Raw genomic sequence first — 18,721 nt, forward strand, 5'->3', positions numbered from 1 at the left:
GGGGGCCGCTCCGCTGGCCGCGGGCCCCGCCGCCCGGGCGGGGGCGCGGGGACCTGCTCCATGCGCGGTGGCCGTCAGTCGATGGAGGGCTTCTCGCGGCGCTCCGTGGCGCCGCCGGAGGCGCCGTTGCCGCCCGAACCGCCGCCCAGGCCTCCGAAGTTGCCCATGGCCCCGGAGAGCCCCTTGAGGGCGTCGCCGATCTCGCTGGGGACGATCCAGAGCTTGTTGGCGTCGCCTTCCGCGATCTTCGGGAGCATCTGGAGGTACTGGTAGGAGAGCAGCTTCTGGTCGGGGTCGCCCGCGTGGATCGCCTCGAAGACCGTACGGACGGCCTGGGCCTCGCCCTCGGCCCGGAGGGCGGCGGCCTTGGCCTCGCCCTCGGCGCGCAGGATCTGGGACTGCTTCTCGCCCTCGGCGCGCAGGATCTCGGACTGCCGGACACCTTCGGCCTGGAGGATCGCGGCGCGCTTGTCGCGGTCGGCGCGCATCTGCTTCTCCATCGAGTCCTGGATGGAGGTGGGCGGCTCGATCGCCTTGAGCTCGACGCGGTTGACGCGGATGCCCCACTTGCCGGTGGCCTCGTCGAGGACGCCGCGCAGGGCCGCGTTGATCTCCTCGCGGGAGGTCAGGGTGCGCTCGAGGTCCATGCCACCGATGATGTTGCGCAGGGTGGTGACGGTGAGCTGCTCGATCGCCTGGATGTAGCTGGCGACCTCGTAGGTCGCGGCCCGTGCGTCGGTCACCTGGTAGTAGATGACGGTGTCGATGTTGACGACCAGGTTGTCCTGGGTGATCACCGGCTGCGGCGGGAACGGGACGACCTGTTCGCGCAGGTCGATCCGGTTGCGGATGGTGTCTATGAACGGGACGACGATGTTGAGGCCCGCGTTGAGTGTGCGGGTGTAGCGGCCGAAGCGCTCGACGATGGCGGCGCTGGCCTGCGGGATGACTTGGATCGTCTTGATCAGGGCGATGAAGACCAACACCACCAGGATGATCAGGACGATGATGATCGGTTGCATCGTCGGTTTCCCGAACCCTTCTTCGCCTCGGCGCCTTCGTCAGATCCTATGCCTGTTACGGATCTTGCTGGTCGAGTCTGACAGACCGTCGTGCAACTCGGTGGCCGTTCGGCCCAGTTGTTGTCCTGTGCGAGCCAGTGGTGCGGGATCACATGACGATCGCCGTGGCTCCCTCGATCTCCACGACGTCCACTTCCTGGCCCACTTCGTAAGAGCGGGCGGCGTCGAGGGAACGTGCCGACCAGATCTCGCCGGCCAGCTTGATCCGGCCGCCGGAGCCGTCGACCCGTTCCAGCACGACGGCCTGTCTGCCCTTCAGGGCGTCGACGCCGCTGGCGAGGTGGGGGCGTTGTGCGCGCTGCCTGTTCGCGATGGGGCGTACGACGGCGATGAGAGCGGTCGAGACGACGGTGAAGACCACGACCTGGACCACGGCGCCGCCGCCGAAGATTCCGGAGACCACCGCCGCGGCGACGGCGCCCACCGCGAGCATGCCGAGTTCGGGCATCGCGGTGATCACCAGCGCGATGCCGAGTACCGCCGCGCCGATCAGCCACCACAGCCATGCATCGATGTCCACAGGGGCATGGTAGGACCGTGCACCCGGTCACCGACAGGGCGCCGGGACATTCGAAAGGGCCTTCCGGGCCCGGTTTCTGAGTGGACGGAACCTCCCGGCCGGATTCAGGCCATCGGGAGGCCCTGCGCGGTCCAGCGGTCGCCGACCTGCTCCACGACGAGCGGGAGGCCGAAGCAGAGGGAGAGGTTGCGGGAGGTGAGTTCGAGCTCCAGCGGACCGGCGGCCAGGATCTGGCCCTGGCGGATCATCAGGACGTGGGTGAAGCCGGGGGCGATCTCCTCGACGTGGTGCGTGACCATGACCATGGAGGGGGCGATCGGGTCGCGGGCGAGGCGGCCGAGGCGGCGCACGAGGTCCTCGCGGCCGCCCAGGTCGAGGCCGGCGGCGGGCTCGTCGAGGAGCAGCAGTTCGGGGTCGGTCATCAGCGCGCGGGCGATGAGGGTGCGCTTGCGCTCGCCCTCGGAGAGGGTGCCGAACCTGCGGTCGACGAATTCGGACATGCCGAGGCGGTCGAGGAAGGCGCGGGCGCGCTGTTCGTCGATGTCCTCGTACTCCTCCTGCCAGCCGGCGGTCATCCCGTAGGCGGCGGTCAGCACGGTCTGCAGGACCGTCTGGTTCTTGGGGAGCTTGTCGGCCATGCCGTTCCCGGCGATGCCGATGCGCGGGCGCAGTTCGAAGACGTCGGTGCCGGGGGTGCCGAGGGTCTCGCCGAGGATGGTGGCGGTGCCCTTGCTCGGGAACAGGTAACTGGAGGCGATATTCAGCAGGGTGGTCTTCCCGGCGCCGTTGGGACCGAGGATGACCCAGCGCTCGCCCTCCTTCACCGACCAGGAGACCTGGTCCACCAGAGCCCGGCCCTCGCGGACCACGGATACGTCCTGAAGCTCCAGAACATCGCTCATGAGCGCGTTGTCTCCCCTTGCAGTGTGGCCGGGTTCTCGGCTCTGTCGTACGCCTGTGGTCGGTCCGCCGCGCCCGTGGGCGCGGCCCTCCATGAAATCTACGCCACCGGTCGGCCCGGACATCCCCTCGGTCCTGTCCTTAGGGTGGAGGCATGCTCTCGGAACCACGTTCAGGACGTCTCGCCTCCTGGGGAAATGCCCTTATTGCCGGTCTTGTCTCTCCGGATGACGCCGTGCTCGCCATCGTCGGCGAGGACGCGGTGCACCGGGTGGAGGGGGTGCCGGGTGAGTCCGCGCCGGTGGGTCTCACGCTGGCGCTGGGGCGCCTGCGGACGCTCGGGGTGACCGGGCTGCGGGTCGCGCTGCCCATGCCGGGGCATCCACTGGGGCTGAGCGGGCCGCCGGAGTTCAACGCGCGGGCGCTGGAGGCCGGGGAGGCGGTGGTCGGTCACGGGGCCGCCTTCGGGCTGGTGCCGCAGGTGCGGGAGGCCGGGCCCGCGGGTGATGTGCATGTGGAGGTCGTCTGGCACTGCCTGGCGGTGCGGGAGGCGCCGCCCGCCGACGTGCCCTCGCTCGGCGAGGCGGAGCGGGAACTGGCGGAGGCGCTCAGGGAGGCGACCGAGGTGCTGACGCGGCTGGACGTGGCCGGCTCGGGTCCGGTGGCCGAAGCGGCGATCGAAGCGTACCGGGCCCGGGCGGAGTCGGGCCGTGAGGTGCTGGCGCCGGGATATCCGCCGCGAGCGGTACGGGTGCTGGAGCTGGCCCGGCGGGTGGGGACGCTGGTCTCGCTGGCCGGTGCGAACGGGCACGGGGGCGCGGTGAGCGCGTCGGAGATGGCGGCGCGCGGGGAGGCCCTGCGGCCGGTGGAGCGGACGGCCCGGCGGGCGCAGGTCGCGGCGTACAACTCCGTCGTGGAGGAACGGGAGCGGGGGGCCCGGTGAGCCCCGGCCCCTGCGTGATCGGCGTGGGCGGACCGAGCGGCCTCCCGGGTGGGGCCGGGAGGCCGGGAGCGTCACCGGTGGGGTGACAGGCGTCAGCCGTTGACGGCCACGTTGCCGAAGGCGGGGTTCAGCAGGCCGATCACGTTGACGCTGTTGCCGGACACGTTGACCGGGACGTCGACCGGGACCTGGATGACGTTGCCCGAGACGACGCCCGGGGAGCCCACGGCCTTGCCGCCGGCGTGCGCGCCGTCGGTGGCGGAGGCCATGCCCGTGCCGGCGGCGAGCAGACCGCCGGCCACCATCGTCACGGCCGCTGCCTTCTTCAGGTTCTTCACTTTCCGAGCCCTCCTCGCGGTCACCGCGGCAGGCGCCGCGGTACGCACGGGAGAACGGCGGGAGGCCGAAGAAGGATGCGCCATCCGGGGGACATTCCCACTACGGTATGAATCTCGCACCGGAGGGGAACCATCCGCCCGGCCCGGCACGTCACGGGTCGGCCTCCCCCGGCTCACCGCTCGGGTACTCAGGTGTTCGGTGCTCAGCCGCTCAGGCCGTGGCGCACCGCCCACAGGGCGGCCTGGGTGCGGTCCGCCAGGTCGAGCTTCATCAGGATGTTCGAGACATGCGTCTTCACGGTCTTCTCGGAGAGGACCAGGGCGCGGGCGATCTCCCGGTTGGAGCGGCCGTCCGCTATGAGGCCGAGCACCTCGCGCTCCCGCTCCGTGAGCGAACCGGCCCGGCCCTGGCCGGAGTGGGTCTCCTCCTGGGCCAGCAGAGCGCCGGCGACCTCGGCCTGGAGGAGGACGTGTCCGGCGTGCACCGAGCGAATGGCTCCGGCGAGCGCGTCGGGGTCGATGTCCTTGTACACGTATCCGGCGGCGCCCGCGCGCAGGGCCGGGACCACGGTGCGCTGCTCGGTGAAGCTGGTGACGATCAGCACGCGCGCGGGGTGGTCCAGTTCGCGGAGCCGGCGCAGGGCCTCCACGCCGTCCATGCCCGGCATCCTGACGTCCATCAGGATCACGTCGGGCCGCAGCTCCCCGGCGAGGGCGACTCCTGCGGCGCCGTCCGCCGCCTCGCCGACGACCTCGATGTCGTCCTGCACCTCCAGAAAGGTGCGCAGCCCTCGGCGGACCACCTGATGGTCGTCGACGAGCAGCACCCTGATCGCGTCAGCCACCGGGAACCTCCATCTCGATCGTGGTGCCCTTGCCGGGCGCCGATTCCACGGTCAGGCTGCCGCCGACCCCGCTCGCCCGGTCGCGCATGGAGACCAGGCCGAGATGCCGTCCGGCACTGCGGATGATCTGCGGGTCGAACCCCTTGCCGTCGTCGGTGACCCGCAGAACGGCGCCGCTTCCGCGTCGGCCCAGGGTGACGTCGACACGGTCCGCCCCCGAGTGCCGCAGGGCGTTGTGCAGCGCCTCCTGGGCGACGCGCAGCACGGCCTCCTCCTGTGCGGCGGGCAGGGCGCGCGCACCGTGTCCGGCGAAGGTCACGCGCGCGCTGTGGGCACGGTCGAGGACCTGGATCTGGGTACGGAGGGTGGGGACGAGGCCGTCCTCGTCGAGGGCCGCGGGGCGCAGCTCGACGACCGCGGCGCGCAGTTCGTCGGCGGCCTCGGCCGCCAGGGCGGCCACCTGCTGGAGCTCTCCCTTGGCCCGGGCCGGGTCGCGGTCCACGAGGCGGGCGGCCGCCTGGGCGGTGAGGCGCAGGGAGAACAGCTTCTGGCTGACGGCGTCGTGCAGTTCGTGGGCGAGGCGGGAGCGTTCCTCGGCGATGGTCAGTTCGCGGCTGCGCTCGTAGAGCCGGGCGTTGGTGAGGGCGATCGCCGCGTGCTGGGCCAGGATGCCCAGCACGTCCTCGTCGTCCTGGGTGAACCCGCAGGCGCCCTCGGGTGCGGGGCACGAGGGACCGAAGGGGTCTTGGGGGTCTTCGGGGCTTCCCCCCGCCGGGGCCCTTTTGTTGGCCAGGAACAGGGCGCCGATGACCTCGTCGCCGTCGCGGATGGGCAGGCCCAGGAAGTCGACCAGCTCGGGGTGGGCACTGGGCCAGCCCTCGAAGCGGGGGTCCCTGCGTACGTCGGCGAGGCGCTGGGGTCCGTCCTCGCGGAGCATCGCGGCGAGGATGCCGTGCTGGCGCGGGAGGGGGCCTATGGCCTTCCACTGGTCGTCGCTGACGCCGTCGACCACGAACTGGGCGAAGCCGCCGTGGTCGTCGGGGACGCCGAGCGCGGCGTACTCCGCGTCGAGCAGCTCGCGGGCCGAGGCGACGATCGTCTTGAGGACGTCACGCACCTCGAGGTGCCTGCTCATGGCCAGCAACGCGGTGCTCACCGCGGCGAGGCCGGACCGGGGGCCGTGGCTCATGTCCTCACGGTACCGGCGGGCACCGGCACCGCGGATCCGACCGGTGGCGGCGACGACCCGGACCTGAGGTCCTAGGACCTCAGGTCTCCCTGGGGGCGGGCCCGGGTTCTCCGCAGGCCGGTCCAGGGCTCGCCACGCCCCTCACACAGAGCCTTGCACCAGCAACTCCGGGTGAGGGTGACGGTCGCCCGGTGTGAGGCCGGGCATAGGGCCCACATCACGTACGAAGGTGAATAGGAGGACCATAGCGGGCATGTGATCGGCGCAGATAGCCCCCTATGCCCCGTTTTGACCTCCCCTGATCCACTACCCGACTTCGTACGTCACACCTTTGCCTAGTCATTTTGCGACCGCTAAGAATTGCTCCCGTCGCTCAGCGCCGTGGGTTCCGCCCGCGGCGTTCGTGCCGGAGAAACCCCTGTCCCCACCGGACGTTGAGCGACCTCCGCGCTATTCGAAGAGGTCCATCACCCATGTCGAAGAACTTCCTCGCCCGAGGTCACATTCGTGCTCTGAACCGCCACCACAAGATCGCCGCCGCCGGTGTCGCCGCCCTCGGGGCCGCCGCCATCGCTCTCTCGGCCACGCCGAGCCAGGCGTCGACGACCGTCACGAGCGAGGCAGTTCCCACCGCGCAGGTCGCCTACAGCACCGAGCCGATCAAGGACGTCAAGGGCACCGTCACCGACCAGCTCGCCGTCTCCGGTGTGAAGACCGAGCAGATCGCGGCGAAGCAGCAGGCCGCGGCCGACGCCGCCGCCGAGAAGCAGGCCGCGAAGGAGCAGGCCGCGAAGGAGCGCGAGACCGAGCAGGCCGCCGACCGCTCCGCGCAGCGGGCCGAGGCCGACAAGGCCGCCCCCAAGACCTACGGCAACAACCTGGACGGCTGGATCCGCGAGTCCCTGGACATCATGAAGAAGCACGGGATCCCGGGTTCGTACGAGGGCATCCACCGCAACATCATCCGGGAGTCCTCCGGCAACCCGATGGCCATCAACCTCTGGGACATCAACGCCAAGAACGGCATCCCGTCCAAGGGACTGCTGCAGGTGATCCCGCCGACGTTCGAGGCGTACCACGTCCCGGGCACGCCGAAGGACATCTACCACCCGGTCTCGAACATCACCGCCGCCTGCAACTACGCGGCCGACCGGTACGGCTCCATGGACAACGTCAACAGCGCGTACTGAGGTCGGCGCGGACCTCTTCACGCGGCCTGACGCGCCCGGATACGCCGAAGGGCGGCACCCTCCTGACGGGGTGCCGCCCTTCGGGCGTACGGCGCGCGAACGGCCACGCCGACTCCTTGCGTCACTCGCGTTACTTGCGCATGACCTCGGGCTCGTGGCGGCGCAGGAAGCGGGCCACGAAGAAGCCGCAGATCACGCCGAGGGCGATGAGCGCGCCCATGTCCATGAACCAGGCCCCCGCCGTGTGCTCCCACAGCGGGTCGGGGTCGCCCGCGGTCTCCGGCGGGCTGATCTTGTTGAAGTCCAGCGTGGCGCCGGAGGCGGCGACCGCCCAGCGCGACGGCATCAGGAACGAGAACTGGTTGACGCCGATCGAGCCGTGCAGCGCGAACAGACAGCCGGTGAAGACGACCTGGACGATCGCGAACATCACCAGCAGCGGCATGGTCTTCTCGGCGGTCTTCACCAGCGAGGAGATGATCAGGCCGAACATCATCGAGGTGAAGCCGAGCGCCATGATCGGGATGGACAGCTCCAGCAGTGTGAAGCCGCCGAGGACCAGTCCCTCCTCGGGGAGCTCCCGGCTGGAGAAGCCGATGACGCCGACCATCAGGCCCTGCAGCACGGTGATCATGCCGAGCACGAACACCTTGGACATCAGATACGCCGAGCGGGACAGTCCGGTCGCGCGTTCCCGCTCGTAGATGACCCGTTCCTTGATCAGCTCACGTACGGAGTTCGCGGCGCCGGCGAAGCAGGCGCCGACCGCGAGGATCAGCAGGACCGTGGTCGCCGTGCCGTTCGGGATGATCCGGCCGGTCTGCGGATGGGGCGGGTTCGGCAGCAGCCCCTTGTCGGCGTCGATGAGCAGGCTGACCGCGCCGAGGACGGCCGGCAGGATCACCGTCAGGGCGAGGAACCCCTTGTCGGAGACGATCACCGAGATGTAGCGGCGCACCAGTGTGGTGAACTGCGACATCCAGCTCTGCGGCTTCGGCGGCTTCATCGCCTGCATCGCCGGGACCTGTACGGACTGCGGCGCGACCGCGTCGATGTCCGCCGCGTACATCTGGTAGTGCTGCGAGCCCTTCCAGCGGCCCGCCCAGTCGTAGTCGCGGTAGTTCTCGAAGGCGGAGAAGACGTCGGCCCAGGTGTCGTAGCCGAAGAAGTTCAGCGCCTCCTCGGGCGGACCGAAGTAGGCGACCGAGCCTCCGGGCGCCATCACCAGGAGCTTGTCGCAGATCGCCAGCTCGGCCACCGAGTGGGTGACGACGAGGACGGTGCGCCCGTCGTCGGCGAGCCCGCGCAGCAACTGCATGACGTCGCGGTCCATGCCCGGGTCGAGGCCCGACGTCGGCTCGTCGAGGAAGATCAGCGACGGCTTGGTGAGCAGTTCCAGCGCCACCGAGACCCGCTTGCGCTGGCCGCCGGAGAGCGACGTGACCTTCTTGTCCTTGTGGATGTCCAGCTTCAGCTCGCGCAGCACCTCGTCGATGCGGGCGTCGCGCTCGGCGGCCGTGGTGTCGGCCGGGAAGCGGAGTTTGGCCGCGTACCCGAGGGCCTTCTTGACGGTCAGTTCCTTGTGCAGGATGTCGTCCTGCGGGACCAGACCGATGCGCTGGCGCAGTTCGGCGAACTGCTTGTAGAGGTTCCGGTTGTCGTAGAGGACCTCGCCCTGGTCGGCGGGCCGGTACCCGGTGAGCGCCTTGAGCAGGGTGGACTTGCCGGAGCCGGACGGGCCGATGACCGCGATCAGCGACTTCTCCGGGACGCCGAAGGAGACGTCCTTGAGGATCTGCTTGCCGCCGTCGACCGTGACGGTGAGGTGGCGGGCCGAGAAGGACACCTCACCGGTGTCGACGAACTCCTCGAGCCGGTCGCCGACGATCCGGAACGTCGAGTGGCCGACGCCCACGATGTCGGTCGGGCCGAGCAGCTGCGTGCCGCCCTTGGCGATCGGCACACCGTTGACGTAGGTGCCGTTGTGCGAGCCCAGGTCGCGGATCTCCATGCGGCCGTCGGGCGTCGAGTGGAACTCGGCGTGGTTGCGGGAGACCTGCAGGTCGGAGACGACCAGGTCGTTCTCCAGAGCACGGCCGATACGCATCACGCGGCCGAACGAGAACTGGTGGAACGTGGTCGGACTGCGGTCGCCGTACACCGGCGGCGCCCCCGCCGCGCCACCGGGGCCCTGCTGCTGCGGGACGTACGGCGCGGACTGCTGCGGCGGCACCGGCTGCTGCTGCCAGCCGGCCTGCGCGGACTGCTGCTGATGCATCTGCTGCTGCCCCTGCTGGACCCAGCCCGGGACCGCCCCCTGCACCCCCTGTGCCGCGTATGGCTGCTGCGGTTGCTGCTGCGGCACCGCGGCCCGGGCCGCGGTGCCGGACAGGGTCACCCGCGGCCCGTCGGTCGCGTTGCCCAGGTTCAGCGCCGTACCGGAGCCGACCTCCAGATGCTGGATCCGCTGCCCCTGCACGAACGTGCCGTTGGTGCTGCCGTGGTCCTCGACGACCCAACTGCGGCCGTTGAAGCTGATCGTGGCGTGTCGCCAGGACACCCTGGCGTCGTCCACCACGACGTCCCCCTGCGGATCGCGTCCCAGGGTGTACGACCTGGACGGATCGAGCGTCCAGGTCCGTCCGTTTGATTCCAGTACGAGTTCCGGCACTCCATGCCCCACTGAGTTGTCCCCCGAATTCCCCCCGTCGCAGGGAGTCTAGGGATGTCGAACATCGGGGGGAACTATTTCAGGCTCGGCCGCCGGACCGGAAGTCGGGCCGTCGGAAGGGGGCTCTCGGACGCTTCCGTGCTCCCGTTGACGGGGTTGAAACCGGGCCGGAGAGTGGTAATCCACCCGAGGGGGCATGCGCGGCCACCGTGTGCCGCGCCGCGGGTCGGGGGGTCTGCCATGAGCGCTGCCACGGGCGTCGGTACCGCGGGACACGGCACGCGCGTGCCGTGGGTGGATGTCGTGATGTCCGCGGTCGCCGCGGTGAGCTGGGCGCTGATCGGGATGGCGGGGACGGCGACGCTCGGGCTGCGTCTGCTGGACGCGGACTCGGCGGGTTCGCTGGGGCCGATGACGGCCGCGGTGGTGGCGTCGGCGGCCGGCGGCTCGGTCACGCCGTCCGTCGAGGTGTCGGCGTTCGGCTTGTCGGGCGCGGAGGCGAGCACGGCCGTCGGGGTCGCGCCGCTGGGGGTGAGCCTGGTGGGCGCGCTGCTGCTGTCGTCCGTCTTCCTGCGGTCGCTGCGGGCTGCGGGCGACGTTCTGTCCCCGGCCGAACTCGCCGCACGCGCCGGCGCGGTCGTGGCGCTCTTCGTGGGGACGGCGGGTGGCCTGGTGTGGGCGGGCCACGGCGTCGTCACCGTCGACGGGGACGCGCTGGGCCTGGACGGGTTGCCGGGCGCCGGCGGGGGCGGGATCGAGATCCCGGGGCTGGGTGATGTCGGGGGTCTGCTGCCGGAGCGGGTCGGTGGTCTCGTCGACGTGAAGGCCGTGGTCGGGTTCAGCGTCGACACCGTGCCGACGCTGCTCGGCGGTCTGGGCTGGTCGGTCGGCGTCCTGGTCGTCGCGTTGCTGGCGTCCAGGCGCACTCCGCTGCCGCGCGGCTGGGACGTCCTGCACCGCGTCGTACGGCCCGCGGTGTCCGCTCTCGTCGTGGTGGGCCTGGTGGCGGTGGCGGCGGGGTACGCGGCGGCGGGGTACGCGGCGATCGGCGACGACCATCCCCGGCGGATCGCGGGAGCGGCCCTGCTGGGAGCGCCGAACGGGGTGTGGCTCGGCATACCGGTCGGACTGTTCGTGCCGTGGGAGGGGCGGGCGACGGGGGCGCTGCTCGGCGTCCTGCCGCACCCCTTGGACGACCTGCTGCGGGTGGACTCCGGCCAGTCGGTCACCCTGGCCCGGCTGGCCGGGCTCGACGGGCGGGTGTGGCTGCTGGGGGTGGCGGCCGCGATGACCATGCTGTCGGCCGGTGTGCTGGTGGCGGCGCGGACACCGCTGGGGACGGCAGGGGGTGCCGGTGATGTACGGGATGGGGGCGCCGCGGGTTTCGCCGGGCGGTGCGCGCTGCGGTTGGCGGTCGCGACGGCGTCGGCCCTGCCGCTGCTGGTGTGGCTGACGGAGGTGTCGGCGGACGTCTCGCTGTCCGTGCTCGGTTTCGACGCGTTCGGTGCGGGCGTCGAGCTGCGCGGTCACCTCGCCGCGGCACTGCTCCTGGGCGCCGTCTGGGGTGCGGGCGCGGGCGCGGCGGGGGCGCTGCTGGCATGGGCGAGCGGGGCCGCGGGGCGACGGGTGGCGCCGCGGGCGCGGGTCGCGGCCGGGGGCGGGGCGGTGGAAGGCACCGGGAGCCCGGGGTACGCCGGGGGTGCCGCTGGACCGGGGGACGGTACGGGGACCGGGCCCCGACCTGCCGGGGCGGGGGCCGGGCCGTATGCGCCGGGGGTGCCGTACCGGCCACCGAATCCGGGGACGAATCCGTATCTGGTGGTGCCCGAGGAGTTGCGGGGGCGGCCGGAGGCCCGGCCGGGTGGTGCGGGGCGGCGGCCCGGCGCGCGGTCGGGGCACGCTCCCCCGCCGGAGCCCGATGACGCCCGGCCGCCCGGTCCGTCGGCGGCACTCGGTGACATGCGGCCGCCCGGCCGGCCCCCGAACGAGCCTCCCGGGGGCGACGGCGTGCCGGACGACGGCGACATCTCCGGCGCTCCGACCGTGATCCGCCCCGTCGAGCCGCCGCCACCGGGAAGGGTCCCGCGCGGGCGGCCCGGGGGCGGGCGGTCCGGGCGTGCTGGCGGGCCGTCCACGGGGCAGCGCCCGCCACTGTGGCCGGACGAAGGACCTCCTCCGCCTCCGCCGCCCCCTCCCCCGGCCCCACGTCGTCCCGGCGGCCGGTGAGGCGGACGGCGGCCGAGGCGCGTAAGGTCCGAGACACCTCGGCGACGCCGAGAGTTCGCTGTCCGCCAGACGGACCTCGGGCGCGCAGGGCACTGCGTGCCCGATACGGTAAGAACACCATGAACGCATCGCAGACCTCGGACGTTCCCACACTCCTTGTCAAGATCTTCGGCAAGGACCGACCCGGTATCACCGCCGGTCTCCTCGACACCCTCGCCGCCTACTCCGTCGACGTGGTCGACATCGAGCAGGTCGTCACCCGTGGCCGAATCGTGCTGTGTGTGCTCGTGACCCAGCCGGCGCAGAGCCTGGAGGGCAGCCTGCGGGCAACCGTCCACAACTGGGCCGAGTCGATGAAGATGCAGGCGGAGATCATCTCCGGCATCGGCGACAACCGCCCGCGCGGGCTCGGCCGTTCCCTGGTCACCGTGCTGGGCCACCCCCTCACCGCCGGGACGGCGGCGGCGATCGCCGCGCGGATCACGAAGACCGGCGCCAACATCGACCGTGTCTTCCGACTCGCCAAGTATCCGGTGACCGCGGTGGAGTTCGCGGTGTCCGGCGTGGAGACGGAACCGCTGCGCACCGCCCTGGTGACCGACGCGTCGAAGCTCGGGGTCGATGTCGCCGTCGTCGCGGCCGGTCTGCACCGCCGGGCCCAGCGCCTGGTCGTCATGGATGTGGACTCCACCCTCATCCAGGACGAGGTGATCGAACTCTTCGCCGCCCATGCCGGCTGCGAGGACAAGGTCGCCGAGGTGACCGAGGCGGCGATGCGCGGGGAACTGGACTTCGAGGAGTCGCTGCACGCGCGTGTGCAGCTGCTGGCGGGGCTGGACGCCTCCGTGGTGGACAAGGTGCGCAGCGAGGTGCGGCTGACACCGGGTGCCCGCACCCTGGTCCGCACGCTGAAGCGGCTCGGCTATCAGGTGGGCGTGGTCTCCGGGGGGTTCACCCAGGTCACGGACGATCTGAAGGAGCGGCTGGCGCTGGACTTCGCCCACGCCAACACCCTGGAGATCGTCGACGGAAAGTTGACCGGCCGGGTCACGGGCGAGATCGTGGACCGGCCGGGCAAGGCGCGGCTGCTGCGCCGGTTCGCGGCCGAGGCGGGGGTCCCGCTGTCGCAGACCGTGGCGATCGGCGACGGCGCGAACGACCTGGACATGCTCAACTCGGCGGGCCTCGGCGTCGCGTTCAACGCCAAGCCGGTGGTGCGCCAGGCGGCCCACACCGCGGTGAACTTCCCCTTCCTGGACACGGTCCTGTACCTGTTGGGCATTACGCGCGAAGAGGTCGAGGCGGCGGACATCCTCGACCGGGACTGAACCACGCGCGGACCCGCGGTGTCCGTGCAGGGCGGTGCGGGGCCCGGCACCGGACCGGTGCCGGGCCCCGCTGTCATGGCGCGTGGGTCACTCGCTGGGTGCCCAGTAGTCGAGCAGGGTGGCGACCCCGGGCTCGAGGGACTTCCAGGAGCCGGTGAAGGACAGCACGGCGAAGGCTGCGGCGGGATAGCCACGACGGCTCATCCGCTCACCCGCGTCCCCCTCGGCCGCCCCGGAGAGGATCTCGGCCGCTCCCTGGATGCCGGGGTTGTGGCCGACCAGAAGCACGTTCTGCGCGTCGTCGGGGGTTTCGTTCAGCAGGGTGATCAGTTCACCGGGCGAGGCCTCGTAGATCCGCTCCTCGTAGACCGTCTTCGGGCGCTGTGGGAACTCGTGCACCGCGATTTTCCACGTTTCCCGGGTCCTGGTCGAGGTGGAGCAGAGGGCCAGATCGAACGCGATGGCGGAGTCGGCGAGCTTGCGTCCGGCGACTGCGGCGTCCGTCCTGCCGCGCTCGGCGAGCGGGCGCTCATGGTCGGTCACCGGTGGCCAGTCGGCCTTCGCATGCCGGAAAAGGACAATCCTGCGGGGTTCTGCGACGCTCATGTGCCCCAGCTTCGCATGAAACAGGCCACGGGGCGCGGGTAGTTGACGGCCGTTCCCGGGGTGCTCAGCGGGTTATGAGCTGCTGAGCACGCTCGAGGAGGTGGGTGATTCCGGGCTCGGTGGTCGCCGCGTGCGCGTCGGCGGGGTTCAGGACCAGCGCGAGCAGCGTGACGAAGGCGAGCGCGGGCAGGACGAGGGCCCACCACGGCAGTCGGCTGTCGACGCCGCCCCGGAGGACCGGGTGGGGCCGGGTGTGGGTGCGCGCCGACATGGGGTCTCCGCTCTTCGAGTGTTTCGTGCCGCGTCTCGCGGCCACATCTCGAAGGTATGTACTCCTCGGCCCTCAACCCATCCGGTGACCCACCCACTTGACCCTGATCCTGGCCCCCTAGGGGACAGGGGGGCCAGCACCACCACGGCCCCCGGACAGGGGCGGCGCCGGGGGTGTCACGGCGCGAGGATGCTCGCGATCACACCGATGACGATGAAGATGGCGAAGAACGCTCCGAAGACGAGCAGCAGCTTCTTCTGGCCGTTCTGCGGGTTCGGGTCGAGGACTGGCATGGGACAAGTCTCGCACCCGCCGGCGCTGCGGCGCGCCCCGGGGTCAGGCGCAGCGGGCTCAGCGGGCCGCCGCCTCGTCCTCCACCGTGTGGTCACGGCCCGCCAGGACTCCGGCGATCGTCTGCGGGATCATCAGGCCGGCCAGGAGCGCGAGCGGCAGGCCCCAGCCGCCGCTGTGCTGGTAGAGCACGCCCACCAGGAGGGGGCCCGGGATGGAGATCAGATAGCCGGTGCTCTGGGCGAAGGCCGACAGCTTGGCCACGCCCGCGCCGGACCTGGCCCGCATCCCGACCATGGTGAGCGCGAGGGGGAAGGCACAGTTGGCGATGCCCAGCAGCAGCGCCCAGACCAGGGCGCCGACGGCCGGTGCGAAGTACAGACCGGCGTAGCCGATCAGGCCGCTCACACCGAGCACGAGCACGATCGGGCCCTGCTGGGGCAGGCGCGTGGCGAGGCGCGGGATGACGAAGGCGAGCGGCACGCCCATCACCATGATGAACGCGAGCAGCAGCCCGGCCGTGCTCGCGGGCACGCCCGCGTCCCGGAAGATCTGCGGCATCCAGCCCATGGTGATGTAGGCGACGGTCGCCTGGAGCCCGAAGAAGACGGCCAGCGCCCAGGCGGTCCGGCTGCGGGTGATGCGCACCTCGGGCGCGGGCGCGTCCGCCGACGTCGACGCCGCGCCCGGGGACGACGGTCCGGGTGCGGGGGCCCGCTCGGCCGACGGCCTGCCCCGCTTCCCCGACATTCCAGCGTTTCCCGCGTTTCCCGCGTTTCCCGCGCTTTTCACGAACGGGATCCAGGGCAGTACGGCGGCCGCGGCGAGCGCCGCCCACAGGGCGAGTCCCGTCTGCCAGTTCCCGCCCAGCGCCTCGGTCAGCGGCACGGTCGCCGCGGCGGCCGCGGATGTGCCCAGGGCGAGGGCCATGGAGTACAGGCCGGTCATGGAGCCGACCCGGTCCGGGAACCACTGCTTGACGATGACCGGCATCAGGACGTTGCTGACGGCGATGCCCATGAGCGCGAGGGCGCTGGCGGCCAGGAAGCCCGCCGTGCCTCCCGTGAACGGGCGTATCAGCAGGCCCGCGCCGATGGCGACCATGCCGGCGCACACCACCGCACCCGCTCCGAAACGGCGGGCCAGCCGCGGGGCGGTGACGCCGAAGACGGCGAAGCACAGCGGGGGCACGGAGGTGAGCAGCCCGGCCACGCTGCCGCTCATGGCGAGGTCGGTCCGGACCTCCTCGAGCAGTGCGCCGAGGCTGGTGATGGCGGGACGGAGGTTCAGCGCCGCCAGCACGATGCCGACGACGAGCAGCCGGATCGTCCACGCGCGCGGGGCGGTGCCCCCGGGCTCCCGGAGTTCGGACGGAGCCGCCGTGCGTACGGTCGTGGACTTGAGCGTCCGGGTTTCCTCACCAGCCATGAGATACATCATAGAATCATGGGATGATTGGCTGTCCATGCCGAGACTGCCGTCCGGTGTCGGCACCCGTGCCGTGCAGAGGTGTGTCATGCCCCTGAGCCACCCCCGTCGTTCTGCGCTGTCCGAGCAGGTCATCGCCGCTCTGCGCGCCCAGATCACCTCGGGCGAGTGGCCGGTCGGCTCCCGCATTCCGACCGAGCCGGAGCTGGTCGAGCAGCTCGGGGTGGCACGCAACACAGTCCGCGAGGCCGTGCGCGCGCTGGCGCACAACGGACTGCTCGACATCCGTCAGGGCTCGGGCACCTATGTCGTCACCACGAGCGAGCTGGCCGGGGTGATGCAGCGCCGTTTCGCCGGCGCCGACCGCGGGCACGTCGCGGAGCTGCGCTCCGCCCTGGAGTCGTCCGCGGCGCGGCTGGCCGCCGAGCGGCGCACCGAGAAGGACCTCAAACAGCTCGACATCCTGCTGCTGCGCCGTGAGGAGGCCTGGGAGTCGGGTGCGGCAGAGCAGTTCGTGTCGGCGGACACGACGTTCCACCTGGCCGTCGTGGCGGCGTCGCACAACGACGTGCTGACCGCGCTGTACGCGGACCTGAGCGAGGTGCTGCGGGACTGGCTGCGCGACGACGTCGGCCGTCAGCTGACCCCGGAGACCCACCTGGACCACTCGCGGCTGCTGGACGCGATCCGCGCGGGCGATGCGGCGACGGCGGCCGAGGAGGCCGCCGCCCACTCGCCGGCGTGCCGTCCGGGGCGGTTCAGTCCGCCTTCCGGTGGCTGATCCACGCGGCCCGGACCTCCTTCCAGCAGCGGCCGGTCAGCCGCACGGTCTGTGCGGGTGCGGCGGCCACCGGGGCGCTGTCACTGTCGAGGTCCCACCATCGGAGGCACTCGATGTGCAGGCTCACGTGGTCGGTGTCCGGATAGGGGTTGTGGCAGTACGCGGTCACCCGGGAGCCGTCGGCCCCGATCCGGCAGGCGGCTCCGAACGGATCGTCGGGCCCCGCGCCGCCGGACCCGGCGTCGGCCGACCGCACGCGCGCGTGCGGCGTCGCCTCGTACGCCAGGGCGGGTACGAGAGCGGTGCCGAGGGCGACGGTGAAGGTCACTGAGGCCAGGCGGTGAAAGCGCACAGGGGGACCTCCTCGGCCGTACTGGGAGGGAGATCAGGCGGGAGCACGCGGTGTCCGCGTGCTCCCGGTGACCTGTCGCTCCACAGTGCCCCGCCGGCACCGCGCACCGCCCGCGCTGCTGAGCCGAACAGGTGACGCGGTGAGGGCCCGCACCCTTCCCGGGTGCGGGCCCTCACCGACCGCTTCGGGCCGGGCCGACGGCGCTCAGGCGCCGATGGCGTGCAGACCGCCGTCCACGTGGACGATCTCGCCGGTGGTCTTCGGGAACCAGTCGCTCAGCAGGGCGACGACGCCGCGGCCGGCCGGCTCCGGGTCCTTCAGGTCCCACTCCAGCGGGGCACGGGTGTCCCACACGGAGGCCAGCTCGCTGAAGCCCGGGATGGACTTGGCGGCCATGGAACCGAGCGGGCCCGCCGAGATCAGGTTGCAGCGGACGTTCTGCTTGCCCAGGTCGCGGGCCATGTAACGGCTGGTCGCCTCCAGGGCGGCCTTGGCCGGGCCCATCCAGTCGTACTGCGGCCAGGCGTACTGCGCGTCGAAGGTGAGGCCGACGACGGAGCCGCCGTTCTGCATCAGCGGCAGGCAGGCCATGGTCAGCGACTTCAGGGAGAAGGCCGAGACGTGCATGGCCGTGGCGACCGACTCGAACGGCGTGTTCAGGAAGTTGCCGCCGAGCGCGTCCTGCGGCGCGAAGCCGATGGAGTGCACGACGCCGTCGAGGCCGCCGAGCTCCTCGCCCACGACGTCCGCGAGGCGGCCCAGGTGCTCCTCGTTGGTCACGTCGAGCTCGATGACCTTGGCGGGCTTGGGGAGCTTCTTGGCGATGCGCTCGGTCAGGGTGGGCCGCGGGAACGCGGTCAGGATGATCTCGGCGCCCTGCTCCTGTGCCAGCTTGGCAGTGTGGAAGGCGATGGAGGACTCCGTCAGCACACCGGTGATCAGGACGCGCTTGCCCTCGAGAATTCCGCTCATGTCGTTCAGTGACCCATTCCCAGTCCGCCGTCAACGGGAATGACGGCTCCAGTGATGTACGAGGCGTCGTCCGAGGCGAGGAACCGCACGGCCGCGGCGATCTCCTCCGACCGCGCGTACCGGGCGAGCGGTACCTGCGCGAGGATCTTCGCCTGCTGCTCCTCGGTGAGCTCCCTGGTCATGTCGGTGTCGACGAAGCCGGGGGCGACGACGTTGAAGGTGATGTTGCGCGAGCCCAGCTCACGGGCGAGGGAACGCGCGAAGCCGACCAGCGCGGCCTTGGAGGCGGCGTAGTTCGCCTGCCCGGCGGAACCGAGGAGCCCGACGACCGACGAGATGAGCACGACGCGGCCCTTCTTGGCCCGCAGCATGCCCCGGTTGGCGCGCTTGACGACACGGAAGGTGCCGGTGAGGTTGGTGTCGACGACGGACGTGAAGTCCTCCTCCGACATCCGCATCAGCAGCTGGTCCTTGTTGATGCCGGCGTTGGCGACCAGCACCTCGACGGGACCGTGCGCTTCCTCGATCTCCTTGTAGGCCTGCTCCACCTGCTCGCTGTCGGTGATGTCGCACTTGACGGCGAGGAAGCCCGTGGGGGGCTCGCCCGAGCGGTACGTGATCGCGACCTTGTCACCGGCATCGGCGAACGCGCGGGCGATGGCGAGGCCGATCCCCCGGTTACCTCCGGTGACGAGAACCGAGCGGCTCAACGGATCACCCTTTCGATAGCGGTCTGGAGCCCCTGCGCGCGGCAGGCGCCTTCACCGAAAACCTATCGGTCCACCCGC

19 protein-coding genes are annotated in these 18,721 nt (G+C 71.4%); 5 read left to right on the forward strand and 14 right to left on the reverse strand.

Annotated elements, in window-relative coordinates; genetic code table 11:
* Positions 1-74: 74 nt before the first annotated feature.
* The 3 genes from AB0I73_RS08400 to AB0I73_RS08410 all read right to left on the reverse strand — a co-directional run bounded on the left by AB0I73_RS08400 (position 75) and on the right by AB0I73_RS08410 (position 2,504).
* Entirely contained in the window at positions 75-1,022 is a 948-nt protein-coding gene (locus AB0I73_RS08400; protein ID WP_109383202.1) for an SPFH domain-containing protein, read from the reverse strand.
* 148 nt (positions 1,023-1,170) lie between these two features.
* Complete coding sequence (locus AB0I73_RS08405; RefSeq protein WP_363035064.1) at positions 1,171-1,602, reverse strand: NfeD family protein; 432 nt, start codon at positions 1,600-1,602, stop codon at positions 1,171-1,173.
* Positions 1,603-1,706: 104 nt separating this feature from the next.
* The gene (locus AB0I73_RS08410) at positions 1,707-2,504 is read right to left on the reverse strand and encodes an ABC transporter ATP-binding protein (RefSeq protein WP_363035066.1); all 798 of its coding nucleotides are present in this window, start codon (positions 2,502-2,504) and stop codon (positions 1,707-1,709) included.
* 152 nt (positions 2,505-2,656) lie between these two features.
* On the opposite strand from AB0I73_RS08410, the gene AB0I73_RS08415 reads away from it, so the two are divergent.
* Positions 2,657-3,445 (forward strand): hypothetical protein, encoded by a 789-nt coding sequence (locus AB0I73_RS08415; protein WP_363035068.1) that lies wholly within the window; start codon positions 2,657-2,659, stop codon positions 3,443-3,445.
* A gap of 92 nt (positions 3,446-3,537) precedes the next feature.
* Here AB0I73_RS08415 and AB0I73_RS08420 read toward each other — a convergent pair whose 3' ends face one another.
* From AB0I73_RS08420 to AB0I73_RS08430, 3 genes are all read right to left on the reverse strand, one after another.
* The gene (locus AB0I73_RS08420; RefSeq protein WP_109383206.1) at positions 3,538-3,783 is read right to left on the reverse strand and encodes a chaplin; all 246 of its coding nucleotides are present in this window, start codon (positions 3,781-3,783) and stop codon (positions 3,538-3,540) included.
* A 203-nt stretch (positions 3,784-3,986) separates the two neighbouring features.
* Positions 3,987-4,628 (reverse strand): response regulator transcription factor, encoded by a 642-nt coding sequence (locus AB0I73_RS08425; protein WP_363035071.1) that lies wholly within the window; start codon positions 4,626-4,628, stop codon positions 3,987-3,989.
* Complete coding sequence (locus tag AB0I73_RS08430; protein ID WP_363035073.1) at positions 4,621-5,817, reverse strand: GAF domain-containing sensor histidine kinase; 1,197 nt, start codon at positions 5,815-5,817, stop codon at positions 4,621-4,623. The genes AB0I73_RS08425 and AB0I73_RS08430 overlap by 8 nt, the downstream gene beginning before the upstream one ends.
* 473 nt (positions 5,818-6,290) lie before the next feature.
* Between AB0I73_RS08430 and AB0I73_RS08435 the strand changes: the two genes are divergently transcribed.
* Positions 6,291-7,007: a transglycosylase SLT domain-containing protein gene (locus tag AB0I73_RS08435; protein WP_363035075.1), complete on the forward strand. Its 717-nt coding sequence runs from the start codon at positions 6,291-6,293 to the stop codon at positions 7,005-7,007.
* Positions 7,008-7,137: 130 nt separating this feature from the next.
* Here the strand turns inward: AB0I73_RS08435 and AB0I73_RS08440 are convergent, their stop codons facing one another.
* Positions 7,138-9,678: an FHA domain-containing protein gene (locus tag AB0I73_RS08440; RefSeq protein ID WP_363035077.1), complete on the reverse strand. Its 2,541-nt coding sequence runs from the start codon at positions 9,676-9,678 to the stop codon at positions 7,138-7,140.
* Positions 9,679-9,918: 240 nt separating this feature from the next.
* On the opposite strand from AB0I73_RS08440, the gene AB0I73_RS08445 reads away from it, so the two are divergent.
* Positions 9,919-11,904, forward strand: coding sequence for a streptophobe family protein (locus tag AB0I73_RS08445; protein ID WP_363035079.1), 1,986 nt, complete (start codon positions 9,919-9,921; stop codon positions 11,902-11,904).
* Positions 11,905-12,023: 119 nt separating this feature from the next.
* The gene (gene serB, locus AB0I73_RS08450; RefSeq protein ID WP_363035081.1) at positions 12,024-13,232 is read left to right on the forward strand and encodes a phosphoserine phosphatase SerB; all 1,209 of its coding nucleotides are present in this window, start codon (positions 12,024-12,026) and stop codon (positions 13,230-13,232) included.
* Positions 13,233-13,319: 87 nt separating this feature from the next.
* On the opposite strand, the gene AB0I73_RS08455 is transcribed toward serB, so the two are convergent.
* The 4 genes from AB0I73_RS08455 to AB0I73_RS08470 form a co-directional block, all read right to left on the reverse strand.
* Complete coding sequence (locus tag AB0I73_RS08455) at positions 13,320-13,838, reverse strand: histidine phosphatase family protein (protein ID WP_109383213.1); 519 nt, start codon at positions 13,836-13,838, stop codon at positions 13,320-13,322.
* Between the two features lie 64 nt (positions 13,839-13,902).
* Entirely contained in the window at positions 13,903-14,109 is a 207-nt protein-coding gene (locus AB0I73_RS08460) for a hypothetical protein (protein WP_363035084.1), read from the reverse strand.
* A gap of 176 nt (positions 14,110-14,285) precedes the next feature.
* On the reverse strand, positions 14,286-14,402 hold the full coding sequence (locus tag AB0I73_RS08465; protein ID WP_272932931.1) for an SGM_5486 family transporter-associated protein: 117 nt from the start codon (positions 14,400-14,402) through the stop codon (positions 14,286-14,288).
* Between the two features lie 58 nt (positions 14,403-14,460).
* Positions 14,461-15,840: a CynX/NimT family MFS transporter gene (locus AB0I73_RS08470; protein ID WP_363035087.1), complete on the reverse strand. Its 1,380-nt coding sequence runs from the start codon at positions 15,838-15,840 to the stop codon at positions 14,461-14,463.
* Positions 15,841-15,916: 76 nt separating this feature from the next.
* Here AB0I73_RS08470 and AB0I73_RS08475 point away from each other — a divergent pair, with 76 nt between their 5' ends.
* The gene (locus tag AB0I73_RS08475; RefSeq protein ID WP_363035089.1) at positions 15,917-16,609 is read left to right on the forward strand and encodes a FadR/GntR family transcriptional regulator; all 693 of its coding nucleotides are present in this window, start codon (positions 15,917-15,919) and stop codon (positions 16,607-16,609) included.
* On the opposite strand, the gene AB0I73_RS08480 is transcribed toward AB0I73_RS08475, so the two are convergent.
* The 3 genes from AB0I73_RS08480 to fabG form a co-directional block, all read right to left on the reverse strand.
* The gene (locus tag AB0I73_RS08480) at positions 16,587-16,961 is read right to left on the reverse strand and encodes a hypothetical protein (protein WP_363035091.1); all 375 of its coding nucleotides are present in this window, start codon (positions 16,959-16,961) and stop codon (positions 16,587-16,589) included. The two genes, AB0I73_RS08475 and AB0I73_RS08480, sit on opposite strands and share 23 nt — an antisense overlap.
* Positions 16,962-17,165: 204 nt before the next feature.
* On the reverse strand, positions 17,166-17,933 hold the full coding sequence (fabI, locus tag AB0I73_RS08485; protein ID WP_109383218.1) for an enoyl-ACP reductase FabI: 768 nt from the start codon (positions 17,931-17,933) through the stop codon (positions 17,166-17,168).
* Positions 17,934-17,938: 5 nt separating this feature from the next.
* The gene (gene fabG, locus AB0I73_RS08490; RefSeq protein WP_279336790.1) at positions 17,939-18,643 is read right to left on the reverse strand and encodes a 3-oxoacyl-[acyl-carrier-protein] reductase; all 705 of its coding nucleotides are present in this window, start codon (positions 18,641-18,643) and stop codon (positions 17,939-17,941) included.
* Between the last annotated feature and the right edge of the window lie 78 nt (positions 18,644-18,721).

It is taken from the genome of Streptomyces sp. NPDC050388 (genome assembly GCF_040655635.1).
GTDB lineage: Bacteria > Actinomycetota > Actinomycetes > Streptomycetales > Streptomycetaceae > Streptomyces.